General features: G+C 63.9%; 12 protein-coding genes. 1 reads left to right on the top strand and 11 read right to left on the bottom strand.

Annotated elements, in window-relative coordinates; translation table 11 throughout:
• Positions 1–89 precede the first annotated feature (89 nt).
• From AC1DEK_RS20945 to AC1DEK_RS20995, 11 genes are all read right to left on the bottom strand, one after another.
• Entirely contained in the window at positions 90–1,247 is a 1,158-nt protein-coding gene (locus AC1DEK_RS20945) for an ABC transporter substrate-binding protein (protein ID WP_478127204.1), read from the bottom strand.
• Positions 1,248–1,423: 176 nt separating this feature from the next.
• Positions 1,424–2,155, bottom strand: a complete 732-nt coding sequence (locus tag AC1DEK_RS20950) for an SDR family NAD(P)-dependent oxidoreductase (RefSeq protein WP_478127205.1) — start codon at positions 2,153–2,155, stop codon at positions 1,424–1,426.
• A complete protein-coding gene (locus tag AC1DEK_RS20955; RefSeq protein WP_478127206.1) occupies positions 2,152–2,964 on the bottom strand; it encodes a cyclase family protein in 813 nt (270 codons plus the stop codon). The genes AC1DEK_RS20950 and AC1DEK_RS20955 overlap by 4 nt, the downstream gene beginning before the upstream one ends.
• A 59-nt stretch (positions 2,965–3,023) precedes the next feature.
• Positions 3,024–4,277: an SDR family NAD(P)-dependent oxidoreductase gene (locus AC1DEK_RS20960; RefSeq protein ID WP_478127207.1), complete on the bottom strand. Its 1,254-nt coding sequence runs from the start codon at positions 4,275–4,277 to the stop codon at positions 3,024–3,026.
• Positions 4,274–5,443: a thiolase family protein gene (locus AC1DEK_RS20965; RefSeq protein ID WP_478127208.1), complete on the bottom strand. Its 1,170-nt coding sequence runs from the start codon at positions 5,441–5,443 to the stop codon at positions 4,274–4,276. The genes AC1DEK_RS20960 and AC1DEK_RS20965 overlap by 4 nt, the downstream gene beginning before the upstream one ends.
• Positions 5,440–7,062, bottom strand: coding sequence for an AMP-binding protein (locus tag AC1DEK_RS20970; protein WP_478127209.1), 1,623 nt, complete (start codon positions 7,060–7,062; stop codon positions 5,440–5,442). Before AC1DEK_RS20970 ends, AC1DEK_RS20965 begins: the two co-directional genes overlap by 4 nt.
• A gap of 7 nt (positions 7,063–7,069) precedes the next feature.
• Positions 7,070–7,552, bottom strand: a complete 483-nt coding sequence (locus AC1DEK_RS20975) for an aromatic-ring-hydroxylating dioxygenase subunit beta (protein WP_478127210.1) — start codon at positions 7,550–7,552, stop codon at positions 7,070–7,072.
• Between the two features lie 130 nt (positions 7,553–7,682).
• Positions 7,683–8,996 (bottom strand): aromatic ring-hydroxylating dioxygenase subunit alpha, encoded by a 1,314-nt coding sequence (locus AC1DEK_RS20980; RefSeq protein ID WP_478127211.1) that lies wholly within the window; start codon positions 8,994–8,996, stop codon positions 7,683–7,685.
• Between the two features lie 12 nt (positions 8,997–9,008).
• Complete coding sequence (locus AC1DEK_RS20985) at positions 9,009–10,001, bottom strand: PDR/VanB family oxidoreductase (protein ID WP_478127212.1); 993 nt, start codon at positions 9,999–10,001, stop codon at positions 9,009–9,011.
• Positions 10,002–10,015: 14 nt separating this feature from the next.
• Positions 10,016–11,515: an indolepyruvate oxidoreductase subunit beta family protein gene (locus AC1DEK_RS20990; protein WP_478127213.1), complete on the bottom strand. Its 1,500-nt coding sequence runs from the start codon at positions 11,513–11,515 to the stop codon at positions 10,016–10,018.
• Between the two features lie 17 nt (positions 11,516–11,532).
• Positions 11,533–13,716 (bottom strand): thiamine pyrophosphate-dependent enzyme, encoded by a 2,184-nt coding sequence (locus tag AC1DEK_RS20995; RefSeq protein ID WP_478127214.1) that lies wholly within the window; start codon positions 13,714–13,716, stop codon positions 11,533–11,535.
• A gap of 83 nt (positions 13,717–13,799) precedes the next feature.
• Between AC1DEK_RS20995 and AC1DEK_RS21000 the strand changes: the two genes are divergently transcribed.
• On the top strand, positions 13,800–14,366 hold the full coding sequence (locus tag AC1DEK_RS21000) for a MarR family winged helix-turn-helix transcriptional regulator (RefSeq protein ID WP_478127215.1): 567 nt from the start codon (positions 13,800–13,802) through the stop codon (positions 14,364–14,366).
• Position 14,367 lies beyond the last annotated feature (1 nt).

Consider the following 14,367-nt stretch of genomic DNA (forward strand, 5'->3'; position numbering starts at 1 on the left):
CAGGGATACCGCGGAACCGGCTCCGCCGGGCCGCCGGTATCGCCCCGTGAGAGGGGTGGCGAGCGACACGAAGTGCGCGAGCCTGGGGGTCAAGGAACAAGCTTCCATTGGCCCTTTTCGAGCTTGACGATGACCCGCGAGCGTTCGTCGGAGCCGTAGCGATCGGTGGGCTTGAAGTTGTAGACGCCGTGCGTTCCGACCAGCTCCTTGGTGCTGACGATCGAATCGCGCAATGCAGCCCGATAGGCAGGCGTCCCGGGTTCGCCCTTGGTGCGTGCCGCAGCGTCGAGGAACAGCAGCCATGCATCGAACGAATAGGCGGAGAAGGCATCCGTGGGCGCCGCTCCGTTGGCCTTCTGGTAGGCACCGCGGAACTCCATCGACACCTTCCGGATCGGGTTGGAATCCGGCAATTGCTCAGCAACGATGACCGGCCCGGTCGGCGCCAGCAGGCCCTCGACTGCGGAGCCGCCCACGCGGACGAAGTCGGGATTGATCAAGGCATGCATGCCGTAGATCTGGCCCTTGTAGCCACGCTCGGCCAGCGCCAGATACGGCAACGCGCCGGGCGTGCCGGAAGTGCCTGTGATCACGGCATCAGGGCGCAGCGCGACGATCTTCAGGACCTGGCCCGTCACCGACGCATCAGCGCGCGCATAGCGCTCGTTCGAAACCACCTTGATGCCCGCGGGCTCGGCGCTCTTCTGCAGCGCGTCGTACACGAGATCGCCCCAGGCGTCGGAGAAGCCGATGTAGCCGACCGTCTTCACGCCCGACTTCTTCATGCGCTCCACCACGGCGCTCACCATCAAAGGGGCAGGCTGCGGCAGTGTGACCATCCACGCACCCTCTTCGCCCGGCAGGTTCGCGTTGGCAATGGATATCAGCGGCGTCTTCGTTTCGCGTGCGACGGCCGCGATCGCCAATGCGCCGGGAGAGCCCGCCGTGCCGATGATGACGTCGACCTTGTCCTCATCGATCAGCTTGCGCGCATTGCGCGCAGCAGTGGATGGATCCGACGCATCGTCGAGTTGCACCAACTGGATCTTGTGGCCGTTGAGTTCGGACTTGTACGCGACCGCAGCCTTGATGCCCTTTTCGTAGGGAATGCCGAGCGAGGAAACAGGCCCCGACAACGAAGTGATGAACCCGACCTTGAGGTCGGCGGCCCATGCGTTCGCCGCGGTGAGCGCACCGACGGCGGCGGCGATGCCGGCCATGGTGCGGATGCTTGTCAGGACTTTCATGCAAGGCTCCTTGGGATGCAGGTAGACAAAGAACGCAAAGATCGACTCACCACGACGTACTCCGAACAAACCACATGATTTGTGAATTATTTAGAGCTAAACGATATTAGCGAGCGTGTGGCGTGACGACAAGTGAGAGAAAACGCTAGGTGGACGAATTCGCAGGCAATGCACTGCTAGAGGGCCAGACTGCCCACGCTGGTGCCGCCGCAAACATAGAGGACCTGTCCGGTGACAAAGCTGTTCGCCGGGTCGGCAAAGAAACGCACGGCGCGTGCCACATCGGTTGACTCGCCGAGTCGACGCACTGGCACTGACGCAGCAAGTGCGCGCTCTTTGTTGCTGCCTGCTTCGACGACGTCGTAGAACATGTCGGTACGAATTGGGCCGGGCGCGACCACGTTGACGGTGATCCCTTCAGGCGCGAGTTCGAGTGCCCAAGTGCGGGCCATGCCGAGCATGCCGGCTTTGGTGGCTGAATAGTTCGTGCGCGTCGCCAGGCCGAGCGCCGCGCGGGACGACAACAACACCACGCGACCAAAACGCTGTGATCGCATTGCAGGCAGAGCAGCCTGCACGATCTGAATTGCGCAGCCCAGGTGCAGATCCACCAATGCGTCGAGATCATCGAGCTTCACGTCGGCGAGCAACGCAGGGCGGATGACACCGGCGTTGTGCACCACGGTCGTCACCTCGAAGCGACGGACCAGTTCCGCCACCGCCTGTGCCGTGGCAGCACGGTCAGCGAGGTCGACCTCGATGCTGTGCAGTTTCGAGTGATCGATGTCCGCTCGCCGTCTCGCCAACGACACCACTTCGTAGCCCTGCTCGAGCAAGTCTTCGCAGATGGCTTTGCCGATGCCGGCGCTCCCGCCCGTGACGACTGCCACTTTGTCGGCGGCGCTCATGCATTGGCTCCGACGAGCGCGAGCACGCGCAAGGGGCTTCCGCTGCCCTTCTCGATCTTGAGCGGCGGGCAGATCAACACTGCGCCAGCCGCTGGCAACAAATCAAGGTTGCTCAGGCACTGCAAGCCATAGCGACCCGCGCCGTGCATGTAGTAGTGGCACGGATAGGGTGGCCGCAGGTGGTAGCCCTGGCCCGCATCGGTGCCGATGCTTTCGGAACCGAAGCCAAGCACATCGCGTTGCTCGACCAGGAAGCGCACGGCCTCGGTGCTCGGGCCCGGCGTGTGCTGACCGGTCTCATCGAAATTTTGGTAGGCCTCGGGGTCATGGCGCTTCGACCAGTCAGTGCGCATCAGGACCCACGCGCCCTTCGGAATGCGGCCGTGGCTTGTCTCGTATTGCTCGATGTCTTCGATGGTCAGCAGGTAGTCCGGATCGTCCTTCACCTGTGGCGAGCAGTCGATGACGCACGCAGGTGCAACGAAGTGCTGCACCGGGATCGTGTCGACCGAGTTGTTCGGCAGATCGCGCCCGGAGATCCAGTGGATCGGCGCATCGAAGTGCGTGCCGGTGTGTTCGCCGCAGGAAAAGTTGTTCCAGTACCAGGCGGGGCCACGCTCGTCGTACTTCGACACTTCCTCGATGCGGAAGGGCCAGCACTGGCCCATCTCGGGAGGCAGCGCGATCTGCGGAAACTCGGGCGTCAAGGTCTGTGTGAGATCGACCACCCGGATGCGGCCCGTCGACATGGCGCCCACCAATCCACCGAGGATTTCGGCCGTGGACATCAGTTCAGTAGTTGTCGTCATTGCATTGCTCCAAGTCTTTCAAGGGCGGCCACACCAAGTGGGCAGGCCTGGGGTGTTGATCAGCCCCCGCCGGCAGCGAGTTCGCGTTCGAGGATCTTCGGGTTGTCGCGCCAGCGTTCGAGCCACTCCTGGGCCACATCGCCGGGATACACGTCTTCGACACCATCGCGCAGCGCCTTCACGATGGCACTGGCAATTCCGCTCGGCGCCAGCTTGGGCGGCGGGGTGTGCTGATTCCATTCGTCGTCGATCGGGCCGGGAAAGAGGTTGATCACCCGGATGCCCGCTGGTCGCATTTCAGCGCGAAGGCACTGCGCGAGGGAATGCGCTGCGGCCTTCGAAGCGCTGAAGGTGCCGTGCGGCGGGAAGTTGCTGAGTGCGTAGATCGACAGCAGATTGACCCACGCCGTTGCGCCGATCGTGCCATCGGCAGAGCGCCCCTTGAGCGCCGGCCCGAACTCCTGCGCGAGTCTCAGCAGGCCGAAGTAGTTGATGTCCATCTCGGCCTTGGCGACGTCCGTGCCGCGCCGCGATCCGATGCCGTAGGTGCGATGCACCTCGGCGTTGTTGATGACGATGTCGACCCTGCCGCCGATCTCTCCGGCCAGTTCGCTCACCGAGCGCCCGTTGGTGAGATCGAGCGGCACCAGCGTCACCTGCGGCAAGCTCGTGATGTCCTCAAGGCCGCCCATCTTCTTCCAGGGCTCCGCATGGCCGACCCAGACGATGTCGGCGCCGGCCTTGACCAGCGCCCGCACGATGGCTTGCCCGACCTCGGTCTTGCCATCGGTCACGAGCACCTTGCGGAACTTGGGGTCGCTGGTCATTTCTCTCAGCATCTTGTCGTCGGCCATGTGGGCGCTCCCTTCTTTCGGAAATCCAATGAGTACGGCCTGTCCCGCACGATCGAGCCGCGCGCCGACATGCACGCGAGATGGCGCATCGCCGACTTCGCCGTGCAGGTGGACCATGAGCGTCGGGCCGGCATCGAGATGCACCAGCCCCAAGCGCCAGGGCAGCCGTTCGCGAAAGAACAGGTCATTGCTGTGATGCAGCGTGGTGCTGCTGATCAGTTCGCCATCTCCGCTCTGCTCGCGCCAGTGCAGCCGCGGCGAGAGGCACTTGTGGCAGGCCTCGCGAGGCGGGTATTGCACCGTGCCGCAGATTTCGCAGGTCTGCAGTTCGAAGCGGCCTTCAGCGGCTGCGGCGGTGATGCCCAGCGCCACACGGCCGCGCGCCGACGGCGGCAGATTGATCTGCCGTGTGCGCAGCACCGGGTTCTTGCGCTTGGGGCGCATCAGGGGCATCGTCATGACGGCCTTCCAAAAATGACCGCGCCGGTGCACAGGCAGCGGTCGTAAGTGACCATGCCAAAGCCGGCAACCAAGCCCAGTTCGGCGTTGGGCACGGTCCGCGGCCCTGCCGCATCGGTCAGCTGGCGGATGGCTTCCGTCATCCCGAGAAAGCCGCCGGCCGCACCCGCCTGCCCGGCCGATAACTGGCCGCCGCTGGTGTTGTTGGGAAAGCTGCCGTCATTCGTCATGCTGTGGGAGCGCACGAAGGCCGAACCCTCGCCCTTCTCGCAGAAGCCGAGGTCCTCGAACTGCATCATCACGATGACCGGGTAGTCGTCGTAGGTCTGCACGAAGTCGATCTCCGAAGGCTTTGCACCGGCCTGGGCGTAGAGATCGTCGCGGTCCATGCGCCATCCGCCCTGGACCATCACCGGGTCTTCCGAGTACGCGTTGTGCCGTTCGATCGAACCGCGAATCACCACATGGGCCAGCCCAAGATCGCGCGCCCGCTCTTCGCTCATCACGAGAAAGGCTTCCGCGCCGGCGCATGGCATCACGCAGTCGAACAAATGGATCGGGTCGGAGATCGGCCGCGCGGCGATGTACTCATCGAGCGTCAGCGGCTTCTTGAACATCGCGTTGGGGTTCTTGAGTGCGTTGCTGCGCTGATCGACGCAGATGCGGCCGAAGTCTTCGCGCGTTGCACCGAACGTGCGCATGTAGTTCGCGGTGATCATCGCGAAGATCGAGTTCGGGCCGCCTGAGCCGTAGGGATACGTCGCATCGCGTGCAAAGTTGCTGAAGCTGCCCAAGGTCTGCCTGAACGAATCGACGTGATTGGTATCCGCAGCCACGCAAGCCACCACGTCGGCATCACCGGACTGAACCGCTCGCGCTGCGCGACGAAGGCACATCACGCCCGATGCGCCGCCAGTCGGCACATGATCGAGCCATCGCGGCGACAGGCCCAGATGCTGCGTCACTCCCACGGCGGTGTCCGGCGCGAGCGAAAAGCTGCTCACGCACAAACCGTCGATCTCATCCTTCTCGAGGCCGCTGGCTTTCACCAGCGACTCGATCGCCTGCCCGAGGAACCAATGCGCGGTCCGCGTCGAATAGCGGACGTAGGGCACCGTCACAGGCACTGCCACAGCCACACCGTCGTAGGAAAGCCGGCGCTTCATGATTGCCTCTTCTTCATGGATCGCGTGTCGAAGCAGTGCGGCTGCCCCGGCAGCGCATGCGCCAGCTCGCGCAATTGGCCGCGCTGTATCTTCTGCGAAGCGGTGAGCGGCAGCGCATCGACAAAGGCAACATAGCCCGGCGCCTTGTAATAGGCCAGGTGCGCCAGCGCGTGCTCGACGATGCTGGCGGCCATCTGCTCGCGGGAAGTTGCTTCGACCTCATCGCGCACGACGATGCACGCAAGCACCTCATCGCCGCGCACCACATCGGGGGTGGCCGCGACTGCGGAGGTCTTCACGGCCGGGTGTTGGTTCAGCACGCTTTCGACTTCGACCGCCGAGATGTTCTCACCGCTGCGACGGATGACGTTCTTCTTGCGATCGACGAAGTAGTAGTTGCCTTCCGCATCGCGCCGCACCATGTCGCCGGTGTGAAACCAGCCGCCGGCCCAGGCTTCGCGCGTCGCTTCCTCGTCCTTGAGGTAGCCGGAGAAGAAATAGCGCTTCGGGTCGGCGCCGGAAGATCGCACCAGGAGTTCGCCCGGAGTGCCATCCGTGACATCCTGGCCTTCATCGTCGACGAGGCGAATCTCCACGAAATCTTCGCGGCGGCCGAAACAGCTCGTGCCGACCTGGCGCGGCTCGTGGTTCGCCATCACGCAAGCAGCGGCACCGGTTTCGGTCATGGCCCAAGCCTCGACCAAGGGAAACCCGAAGCGCGCTTCGAAAGGCGCATGGTTCTTGCGGTCCACGCCAGCGCCGAACCCCCAGCGAATGTCGTGCTCGCGGTCCAAGGCCGATGCGGGCGCCGACAGAAGCATCGCCGGCATCACGCCCAGGTAGTGCGCGATGGTGGCCCGGCTTTCGCGGGCGCTCTGGAGCCAGGACTTCGGGTGGAAGCGGTCGAGCTGCACCAGACAGCCGCCCGCGACCAACACCACCATGGTCGAGAACGCCATCGCGTTGACATGGTTGAGCGGCAGCGGCGTGATGATGCGTTCGGCGTCCGGCCGCACAGGACAAAGATCGCCCAATTCCGCGTACCACTCACCTGCGCGGAGGAAATACTCGTTCGACAGCATGCAGCCCTTGGGCCTGCCGGTCGTGCCCGAGGTGTAGAGCAACGCGCACTCCGTCGCGAGTCCGATCGGCTCGGCAGCACGCGGCGACACCGTCTTCGACGACGGGACGGCATCGTCCGGCCCCATGGTTTCAAAGGGCCGGCCGGCGATCTCGGCGGCAGCGCGAAGATCGGCTGCGCGGTGCGGCAAGGTCACGGCAAGCGCGATCTCGCTGTGGCCGATCAGATAGCTCAATTCCGCCGATCGCATTTCAGCGTTGATCGGCACCACGCTCACTCCCAGTGCATTCAGAGCGAACCAGTGGAATAGAAACGCCGGCCGGTTTTCAAGCAGGAGGCCGACGCGATGCCCGTGGCCGTAACCTGCCTTCGCGTACGCGGTCTGGAGTCGCTCGACCTCGGCAGCAGCGGCTCCCCAGAGGATCGGGCCGGCCGGGATGCCATAGGCATCCGCCGTGACCGACTCGGTGAACAGAAACTCGCCCTGTGGCGTGCGCCGCGCGCTCGCTGCGAAAGCCCCGTGAACAGTTGCTTCCATGTCGGGCCTAGATGAAGAGCTGCACAGCCGGAAGAGCCGCGTCGCAGTTGAGCAGGTTGACTCGCTTGAGCGTCATGCGCAGCGCGCCGTCTTGCACCGTCAGATGGTGAAAGAAGGTGCCGACGTAGAACTGGAGCTCGTCGCCTTGCGATTCGGTGTAGTGGAACTCCGACCGCACGACAAAGCGGTTCGCCGCCATGTCGAATTCTTCGACAGTCGGTGTTTGCAGCAAATGGTGGCAACGGCTCGGCGGCTGCTGCGAAAACGCGCGCGGGCTCTTGAGACGCTCGATACGCAGATCGCGCAGCAGCTTGTCTTCATAAAGATGCGACGTGTGATTGATGCCGTCTTCCTGATCAGGCACCAGCGGAACCCAGTAGAAACCGTCATCCGTGAAGAGTGCATTCCACTCCTCATACCGTTTGGCATCCAGCAGCCGCGACTCGTTGACCACGAAATCAATGAGATCCTGGCGAGTAACTTCTTTCATTTCTTCTCCTCCGTCGCGTCCACATTCGAGAAACACCGCGGAACCGGCTTTGCCGGGCCGCCGGTGTTGCCCCCTCGAAGGGGGTTGGCGAAGCGACACGAAGTGCGCGAAGACTGGGGGTAGTTCAAATTCACATCGTTCTCGTCATGTAGCGGGCCCAACTGCGGTACTGGTTGCGCATCGGCAGCTCGCTGGTGCCGACGGTCGTGATCTCGCCACCCGCTGTTTCAGCCGGATCGTAGTTGCGGTGCAAGCTGACCCATTCGTTGCCGCTCGCATGTAAGCCTGCCTGGATGCCCCGATAGGCCTGGAGGTCGTCGTGTCCAACCACAGAGAACGGCGAGTTGATGAGCCGGTTGTACATCGTGGTGCGCTGCAGCAGTTCGGGCGGCGCGCCCTTGAGGCGGAAGGTCCAGCTCTCGATCAAGGTCTTGTCGACCGAGATCGGCCGCACGACGCGAATCGCCTGGATCGCACCCTTGATGGTGAGGTTGGGGTAGTACACGGTGTTGTGGCGAGCCATGCCGAGGATCTGCGCAGTGCGCTCCTCTCCGTAGCGGGCCTTCATCGCGTTGTCATACTCGGGGATGGCCTTGTACTTGCTGTGGATGCTGAAGTTCACGCCCGTGAAGCTGTGGCCGTTGTCGTAGGTGCGAACGCCCATGTCCTCGAAGAACTTGTAGTCGGACATGAAGGGCACGAACTGCTCGATCGCCATCGGCTTGGGTTCGTCGGCGGGCCTGTCGGCCCACATGGACTTGGCGGTGCCCGCGGAGGACTCATGCGCCACCATCGGGTGCATGGTGTCGTTGAGGTTCTCGACAAACATCTTCCAGTTGCACTGGTGCACGAAGCGCAGACAACCGCCGGCGATTTCGAGTTCGCCTTCGGGGGAGCGGTCGGCCATGTTGTCGATAGAGCTCAGCGAATCGCCGAAATACGTTTCAAAGTCCGGTCCGACATCATTGATCTTGATGAAGATGAAGCCTCGATAGCTGCGCACGTTCTTCAACGTGGTGAGGCCCTTGGCGGACTCGCACTCGTGCAGTTGCGTGCCTTCGTAACCATTCTTCAGAGGGATCGACAGGAGCGATCCATCCGTCTTGAAGGTCCATGCGTGATACGGACAGCGAAAGAACTTGCCGGTGTTGCCACACGGCGCCGACACAAGACGCGAGCCCTTGTGTGCACACCGGTTCATCATGGCGCGCACCGAACCATCGGTGTGGCGAACGATGATCAGTGGCCGGCCTGCGATTTCGGTATTGAGGTAATCGCCGGGCTTCGGTATCTGGCTTTCGTGGCCCGCGTAGTTCCAGGTGTTCGCGAAGAAGTGCTCCTGCTCCAGCTCGAAAAGTTCGGCGCTGGTGTAGAGATCTCGATGCACGCGATCGGCCTGCACCAGCGCGCGCACGGCTTCGGGGTTGCCTCGGTACGAAGTCAAGGTCGTTCTCCTTCAGATGTCCAGCACCAGCCGCTGTCCCTTGATGCGCGAAATGCAGATCTGCATGACGTTGCCTTCCGCCTTCTCGCGCGCGGTGAGCACGTAGTCGCGGTGGTCGATGTCGCCCTCTATCACGGGCGTCGCGCAGACACCGCATTCGCCGCGCTTGCAGTCGAACATCGGGTCGCAACCGTGCTCGATCAGGCAATCGAGGATGCTCTGGTCCGCCGGCACCGTGAAGCGCTGGCCGGACTGAAGCAACTCGACCTCGAAGGCGTGGTCGCCCTCTTCGACGGCCGGCGTGGTGAAGAGCTCGAAATGCACGCGGTCGTGCGTCCATCCGCGCGCCTGGGTTTGAGCGAGCACGGCGTCGAGCATGACCTTGGGGCCGCACACGTAGAGCCGATCACCGGCGGGGAATGTATCGAGCAATGCGCCGACGTCGAACGGAGAGCCGCGCTCTTCATCCGAATGCACGACCAGGTCATCACCTAGCACCGATTGCAGTTCAGGCAGGAACGCCATGAGTTCACGACTGCGACCGGCGTAGTGCATGCGCACGGGCAAACCCTCGGCGCGGCGTCGCGCGGCCATGCTCGCGAGCGGCGTCACGCCGATGCCGCCGGCCAACAGCACGGTACCGCCAGGGCCGGTGTGCAAGGGGAAATCGTTCTTCGGCAGCTCGATGGTGACGGTGTCGCCCTCGCGCAGTCGTTCGTGCATGAAGCGCGAGCCGCCTCGGCCATCGGCTTCCTTGCGAACGGCAATCACGTAGTCCGTTGGTGCCCCAGTGGCGTCAGGCTGCACCGCGAAGTTGATCAGAGAGTAATGGCGCCAATCCTGAGTGCCATCGGGGAGGTCGACGCGCACGCGGATGTGCGCACCAGCGGCGTAGCCGGGCAGCACACCACCATCCGGCGCGCGCAGGCGGAAGGTCTTGATCAGCGGATTCAGTTCGCGCGCTTCAACGACGCGAAGCTGCAATGTGGCGGGGTGGGCGGACATGGGCAGTTCTCAGGTCAGGCGAGCGCGTGTTGAACGAGCGCGGCGCGCAGCTTGTGGCCGTGCTCGTCGGCCAGCGCGGCATCGCGCAACTCGCGCACAGTGGCAGGCGCGATGGTGGTGCCGGCGCGCTGCAGGGCGCTCATCACCGCGTCATAGTTGCGCAGGCCGCGCTCGTGGGTGTCGCTGTAGCCTTTGACGAGGCGCTGGCACTGGGCAATCTCGACGGCGAGTTCGGGGTTACGCGCGGCGATCTCGGCGATGCGTTGCAGCCACTCTTCGATGCGGCGGTTCTCCTCCGCATAGCGGAGCGTCGAACGGCGCCAGCGCTTCATCCACGCGACGGTGCTGAGCATGAGATAGCCGCGCAGGGAGCTGGTCTGGATCACGCGACCGCGCTGCGTGAGACGCTCCACTAAATGGCGCGGCAGAGTTGAGTTCATCAACCAGCGGCCGACGCCACCCGGCAGCGTCTCGCAGATCTCCTGCAGGCGCGGATGCATGTACTCGTTGATCGCGAGCACCTGGCCGTCCTGCACGCTGGCTTCGCCGCGCACGCGCTCGAATCGCGAAGACCGCGTCTTCAGAGCAGCAACTCGTGCCGTGTCTTCATACGACATCCACAGCGCCAGATGACGTGCCGTTTCGCGCAGGAGTTTGCCGTCATCGTTGACAGGCACGGCGGCGATAGCGGCCGTGCGATCGAGGTAGAGGCCGGCATAGTCGATGTCCTGGTAGTCGATCAGTCGGCGCACGCCTTCGAGCAGGAACTGATGTGTCGCCGCCGGAAAGTCGCGCTGTACGCGCTCCACCAGCGCGCGCACAGCCGGATGGCTCGGCTGCGGCACGGGCGTCTGTACCGCTTCCGCTGCTGCTTCCGGCTCAGCCTCACCCTGTGCGCGCGCGAACGCACCGCCGAAGGCCTTGAGGCTGGGCTTGACGCCGACGCCACCGCGTTCGATGGTCGCTTCGAACTGCGCGCGACTGAAAGGAAGCACGCCGGATCCCGCCAGCGCACCAAAGAGCACCGCACTGATCACGCTGCCCGACTCCTCCGCGGCCTTCGCCATGTCGAAGCGAATGAAACGCTTCGCCGCACGTTGGGCATGCGACAGAAGTTCGGCGCTATCGACGCGGCCATCTCCCAGCGCACTCTTCTCGGCGATCGAATAGACGCGGTGAGTCGATGCGATGAGCGTCGTGCGGTCGGCTGTGACCAGGCCGCGCTGCACCGCACGGCCAGCTTCCATGAGCTCCGATGCGAGGACAACGTCGACATCGCCCGGCAGAGGCATCAGCGCCAGTACGGGCCGGCCGCGATCGGCCTCGGCCTGCGCTTGCGGGTAGAGCTCGACGTAGTAAATGGTCGCGCCGGTGCGCTGGGCCACGCCGGGCACGGATGTGGTCTGCGCGATGTAGCCGTTGGCTTCGCCCATGTCGACGATCCAGTCGGCAAGCACGCCGCCGCCCTCGCCGCCCATGGCGAGGATGGCAATTTTGATAGGTTGGTGTCGCATCGGATGTCTTCAGATCTTCAGAACGTGTAGGCGGCGCGGCGCTTGGCCTCGCTCTTCTGCAGCCAGCCGATCACGCGCTGCCGCAGCCCGTCGCGAAAGCGGTCCCAACCCGTCGGATTGCTCACGATCTGCGCCTTGTAGAACGAGGGGCACAGCACTGCGGCATGCGAGACTTCGCCGCACACGCCGCAGCCAACGCAGGTGTCGAGCACCGTCGCAACAGGGTCGGTGCGCAGCGGATCGGGGTTGGGCTTGATCGACAGCGATGGGCAGCCCGACAGACGGATGCACGAGTGGTCGCCGGTGCACGTGTCGGAATCGACGCCGAACTTCTCGCGCACCATGCGCTTGCCGTCGGCGATGGCTTTGCGCACTGCGGGCTTTTCGCGGCGCTGCTTGTTCAGCATGCATTCGGACTGCGCGATCAGGACCTTCGGCCCCTTCTCCTTGGTGGTCAGCGCTTCCTTGAGCGTGTCGCGCATGCCTGCGACGTCGTAGGTGCGGCGCAGGGTCCGGACCCACTTGACACCCACGCCGCGCACCGCGCGCTCGATCTCATGGCCGGTGCTGCGCGTCGCGTTCACCGCCTTCGACGAAAGGATGTCCTGGCCGCCAGTCGCGGACGTGTAGTTGTTGTCGACGACGATCGTGAGGTTGTCGCTCTGGTTGAAGACCGCATTGGCGACGCCGCTCGTCAGGCCGTTGTGCCAGAAGCCCCCGTCGCCCATCATCGAAATCGCGCGCTTGCCTGCGGGCGCGTTGAGCGCCGCGGCACCTGCGCCACCCAGTCCGTAGCCCATCGTCGTGTTGCCGATGTTGAACGGCGGCAGGATGGAGAACAGATGGCAGCCGATGTCCGCGCTCACATGGTGCGGACCGAGTTCGCGCTCGACCAGCTTCATTGCGCTGAAGATCGGACGCTCCGGGCAGCCGGTGCAAAAGCCCGGCGGGCGAGCGTGCACGCTGTCGCCGAGCGGCTTGGCGGGTTCGTGCGCGGCGTCGACGCCGATCTCCGCCACTTCAGTGAGCGGGATCACCTTGCGCACCGCGGCACGAGCGGGCAGCGGCTGCAGGCGGCCGTAGCGCTCGCAGAAGGTGCGCGCGCCTTTGAGCAGTTCGGCCGCCGTGTATTCGCCGGCGACCGGAAGCATGTCCTTGCCGTGCAGCGCGGTCGTGGAGCCGGCTTGGCGCAGGATGGTCGCGAGGTTCTGCTCGATGAAGTTGGGCTGGCCTTCTTCCACCATCAGCACGGCGCGCTTGCCTTCGCAGAAGCGAAGCACTTCGCTCTCGATCACCGGGTAGGCGACGTTCATCACGTAGAGCGGCACCTTGGTGTTGCCATAGACGTCGGCCAAATCCAGCCGTTCGAGCGCCCGGATGAAGGTGTTGTAGCTTCCGCCCTGCACGATGATGCCGATGTCGTCGGCATCTTCCGAGAAGAACTCGTTCAATTGGCGCTCTTCGATGAAGCGCACCGCGGCGGGCCAGCGGTCCTTCACCTTTTCCTGCTCGTGCAGGAAGCTGGCGGGCGGCAGCACGATGCGGCTGACATCGCGCTGGGGACTCTCCATCGCTTCCTTGATGGTGAACTTTGGGCGGCGGTTGTCGCCCGCGATGAATTGCCCATGCACATGGCAGGCGCGGATGCGCAACTGCAGCATCACCGGCGTGTTGCTGGCTTCGGAGAGATCGAAGCCCTGCTTCACGGCATCGACGATGCTCGGCAAGTTCGGGCGCGGATCGAGCAGCCACATCTGCGACTTCATCGCGAATGCGTGGCTGCGCTCCTGCATGATCGACGAGCCTTCACCGTAGTCCTCGCCGACGATGATCAGTGCGCCACCGGTCACGCCGCCCGAGGCCAGATTGGCCAGCGCATCGGAGGCGACGTTAGTGCCCACCGTCGCCTTGAAGGTCACGGCGCCCCGAAGCGGATAGTTGACGGATGCCGCCAGGGTGGCGGCGGCAGTCGCCTCGCTGGCGCTGTTCTCGAAGCGAATCCCGTGCTCCGCGAGGATGTCCTGGGCGTCGGCCAAAACGTCCATCAAGTGCGAGATCGGTGCGCCCTGATAGCCAGCAACGTACGAAACGCCGGATTCGAGCAAGGCTTTGGTGACTGCCAGAATCCCTTCACCGCGAAATACGTCGCCGCCCGAGAGCCGCAACTTCTTGACCTCTTCCACGAATGATCGCTCTGCCATGGCGCACTTCCTGATTAGGGTTTGCTGGGTTCCCGGTGGAACCACGGTCTCTATAATGTTGACAACTGAATGTATTCACAATCATGAATAACCCTAGACATGCAAGCAGCGTGCCCGCCGCAGATCCGGGGCCATTCGGGGTCGACACGTCGGGCGAGAAGCTCCGCTTTGTCGATGACTATCTGCCCGCGTTGCTGGCGCAGGCGAGTCAGCTGATCTCTTCCGAATTCCACCAAGTCGCCCGCAAGCATGGCTTTTCGGTCTCCGAATGGCGTGTCATGGCATCGCTGGCGGGCGGTGAGCCGATCAGCATCGGGCAACTCGCGCAGGTCACAGTGACCAAACAGCCCACGGTTACGCGGCTGCTCGACCGGATGGAAGCGCGCGAGCAGGTAGAGCGGCTGCCCCACGACAGTGACCGGCGAATCACTCTGGTGCGGATCACGCGCAAGGGCACGAAGGCGGTCGAGCATTTGATGGAACTGGCGCGCGAACATGAGCGGCGCGTTCTCGAGCCGTTCGGCCTTCAGCGGGCGGAAGAACTCAAGGACACGCTGCGCCACATCATCGAGTTGCATGCGCGTTCACCAGGTGAGGCGGTTCAAGCGGGCGATTCCGGCGATACGGGCGACGTAGCCGAAGAGGACTGAA

This window comes from Variovorax sp. 10N420 (assembly GCF_056394705.1).

Coding starts and splice junctions, on each gene's coding strand:
- AC1DEK_RS20945 (WP_478127204.1), bottom strand. CDS start 1,247: ATGAAAGTCCTGACAAGCATCCGCACCATGGCCGGCATCGCCGCCGCC.
- AC1DEK_RS20950 (WP_478127205.1), bottom strand. CDS start 2,155: ATGAGCGCCGCCGACAAAGTGGCAGTCGTCACGGGCGGGAGCGCCGGC.
- AC1DEK_RS20955 (WP_478127206.1), bottom strand. CDS start 2,964: ATGACGACAACTACTGAACTGATGTCCACGGCCGAAATCCTCGGTGGA.
- AC1DEK_RS20960 (WP_478127207.1), bottom strand. CDS start 4,277: ATGACGATGCCCCTGATGCGCCCCAAGCGCAAGAACCCGGTGCTGCGC.
- AC1DEK_RS20965 (WP_478127208.1), bottom strand. CDS start 5,443: ATGAAGCGCCGGCTTTCCTACGACGGTGTGGCTGTGGCAGTGCCTGTG.
- AC1DEK_RS20970 (WP_478127209.1), bottom strand. CDS start 7,062: ATGGAAGCAACTGTTCACGGGGCTTTCGCAGCGAGCGCGCGGCGCACG.
- AC1DEK_RS20975 (WP_478127210.1), bottom strand. CDS start 7,552: ATGAAAGAAGTTACTCGCCAGGATCTCATTGATTTCGTGGTCAACGAG.
- AC1DEK_RS20985 (WP_478127212.1), bottom strand. CDS start 10,001: ATGTCCGCCCACCCCGCCACATTGCAGCTTCGCGTCGTTGAAGCGCGC.
- AC1DEK_RS20990 (WP_478127213.1), bottom strand. CDS start 11,515: ATGCGACACCAACCTATCAAAATTGCCATCCTCGCCATGGGCGGCGAG.
- AC1DEK_RS20995 (WP_478127214.1), bottom strand. CDS start 13,716: ATGGCAGAGCGATCATTCGTGGAAGAGGTCAAGAAGTTGCGGCTCTCG.
- AC1DEK_RS21000 (WP_478127215.1), top strand. CDS start 13,800: ATGAATAACCCTAGACATGCAAGCAGCGTGCCCGCCGCAGATCCGGGG.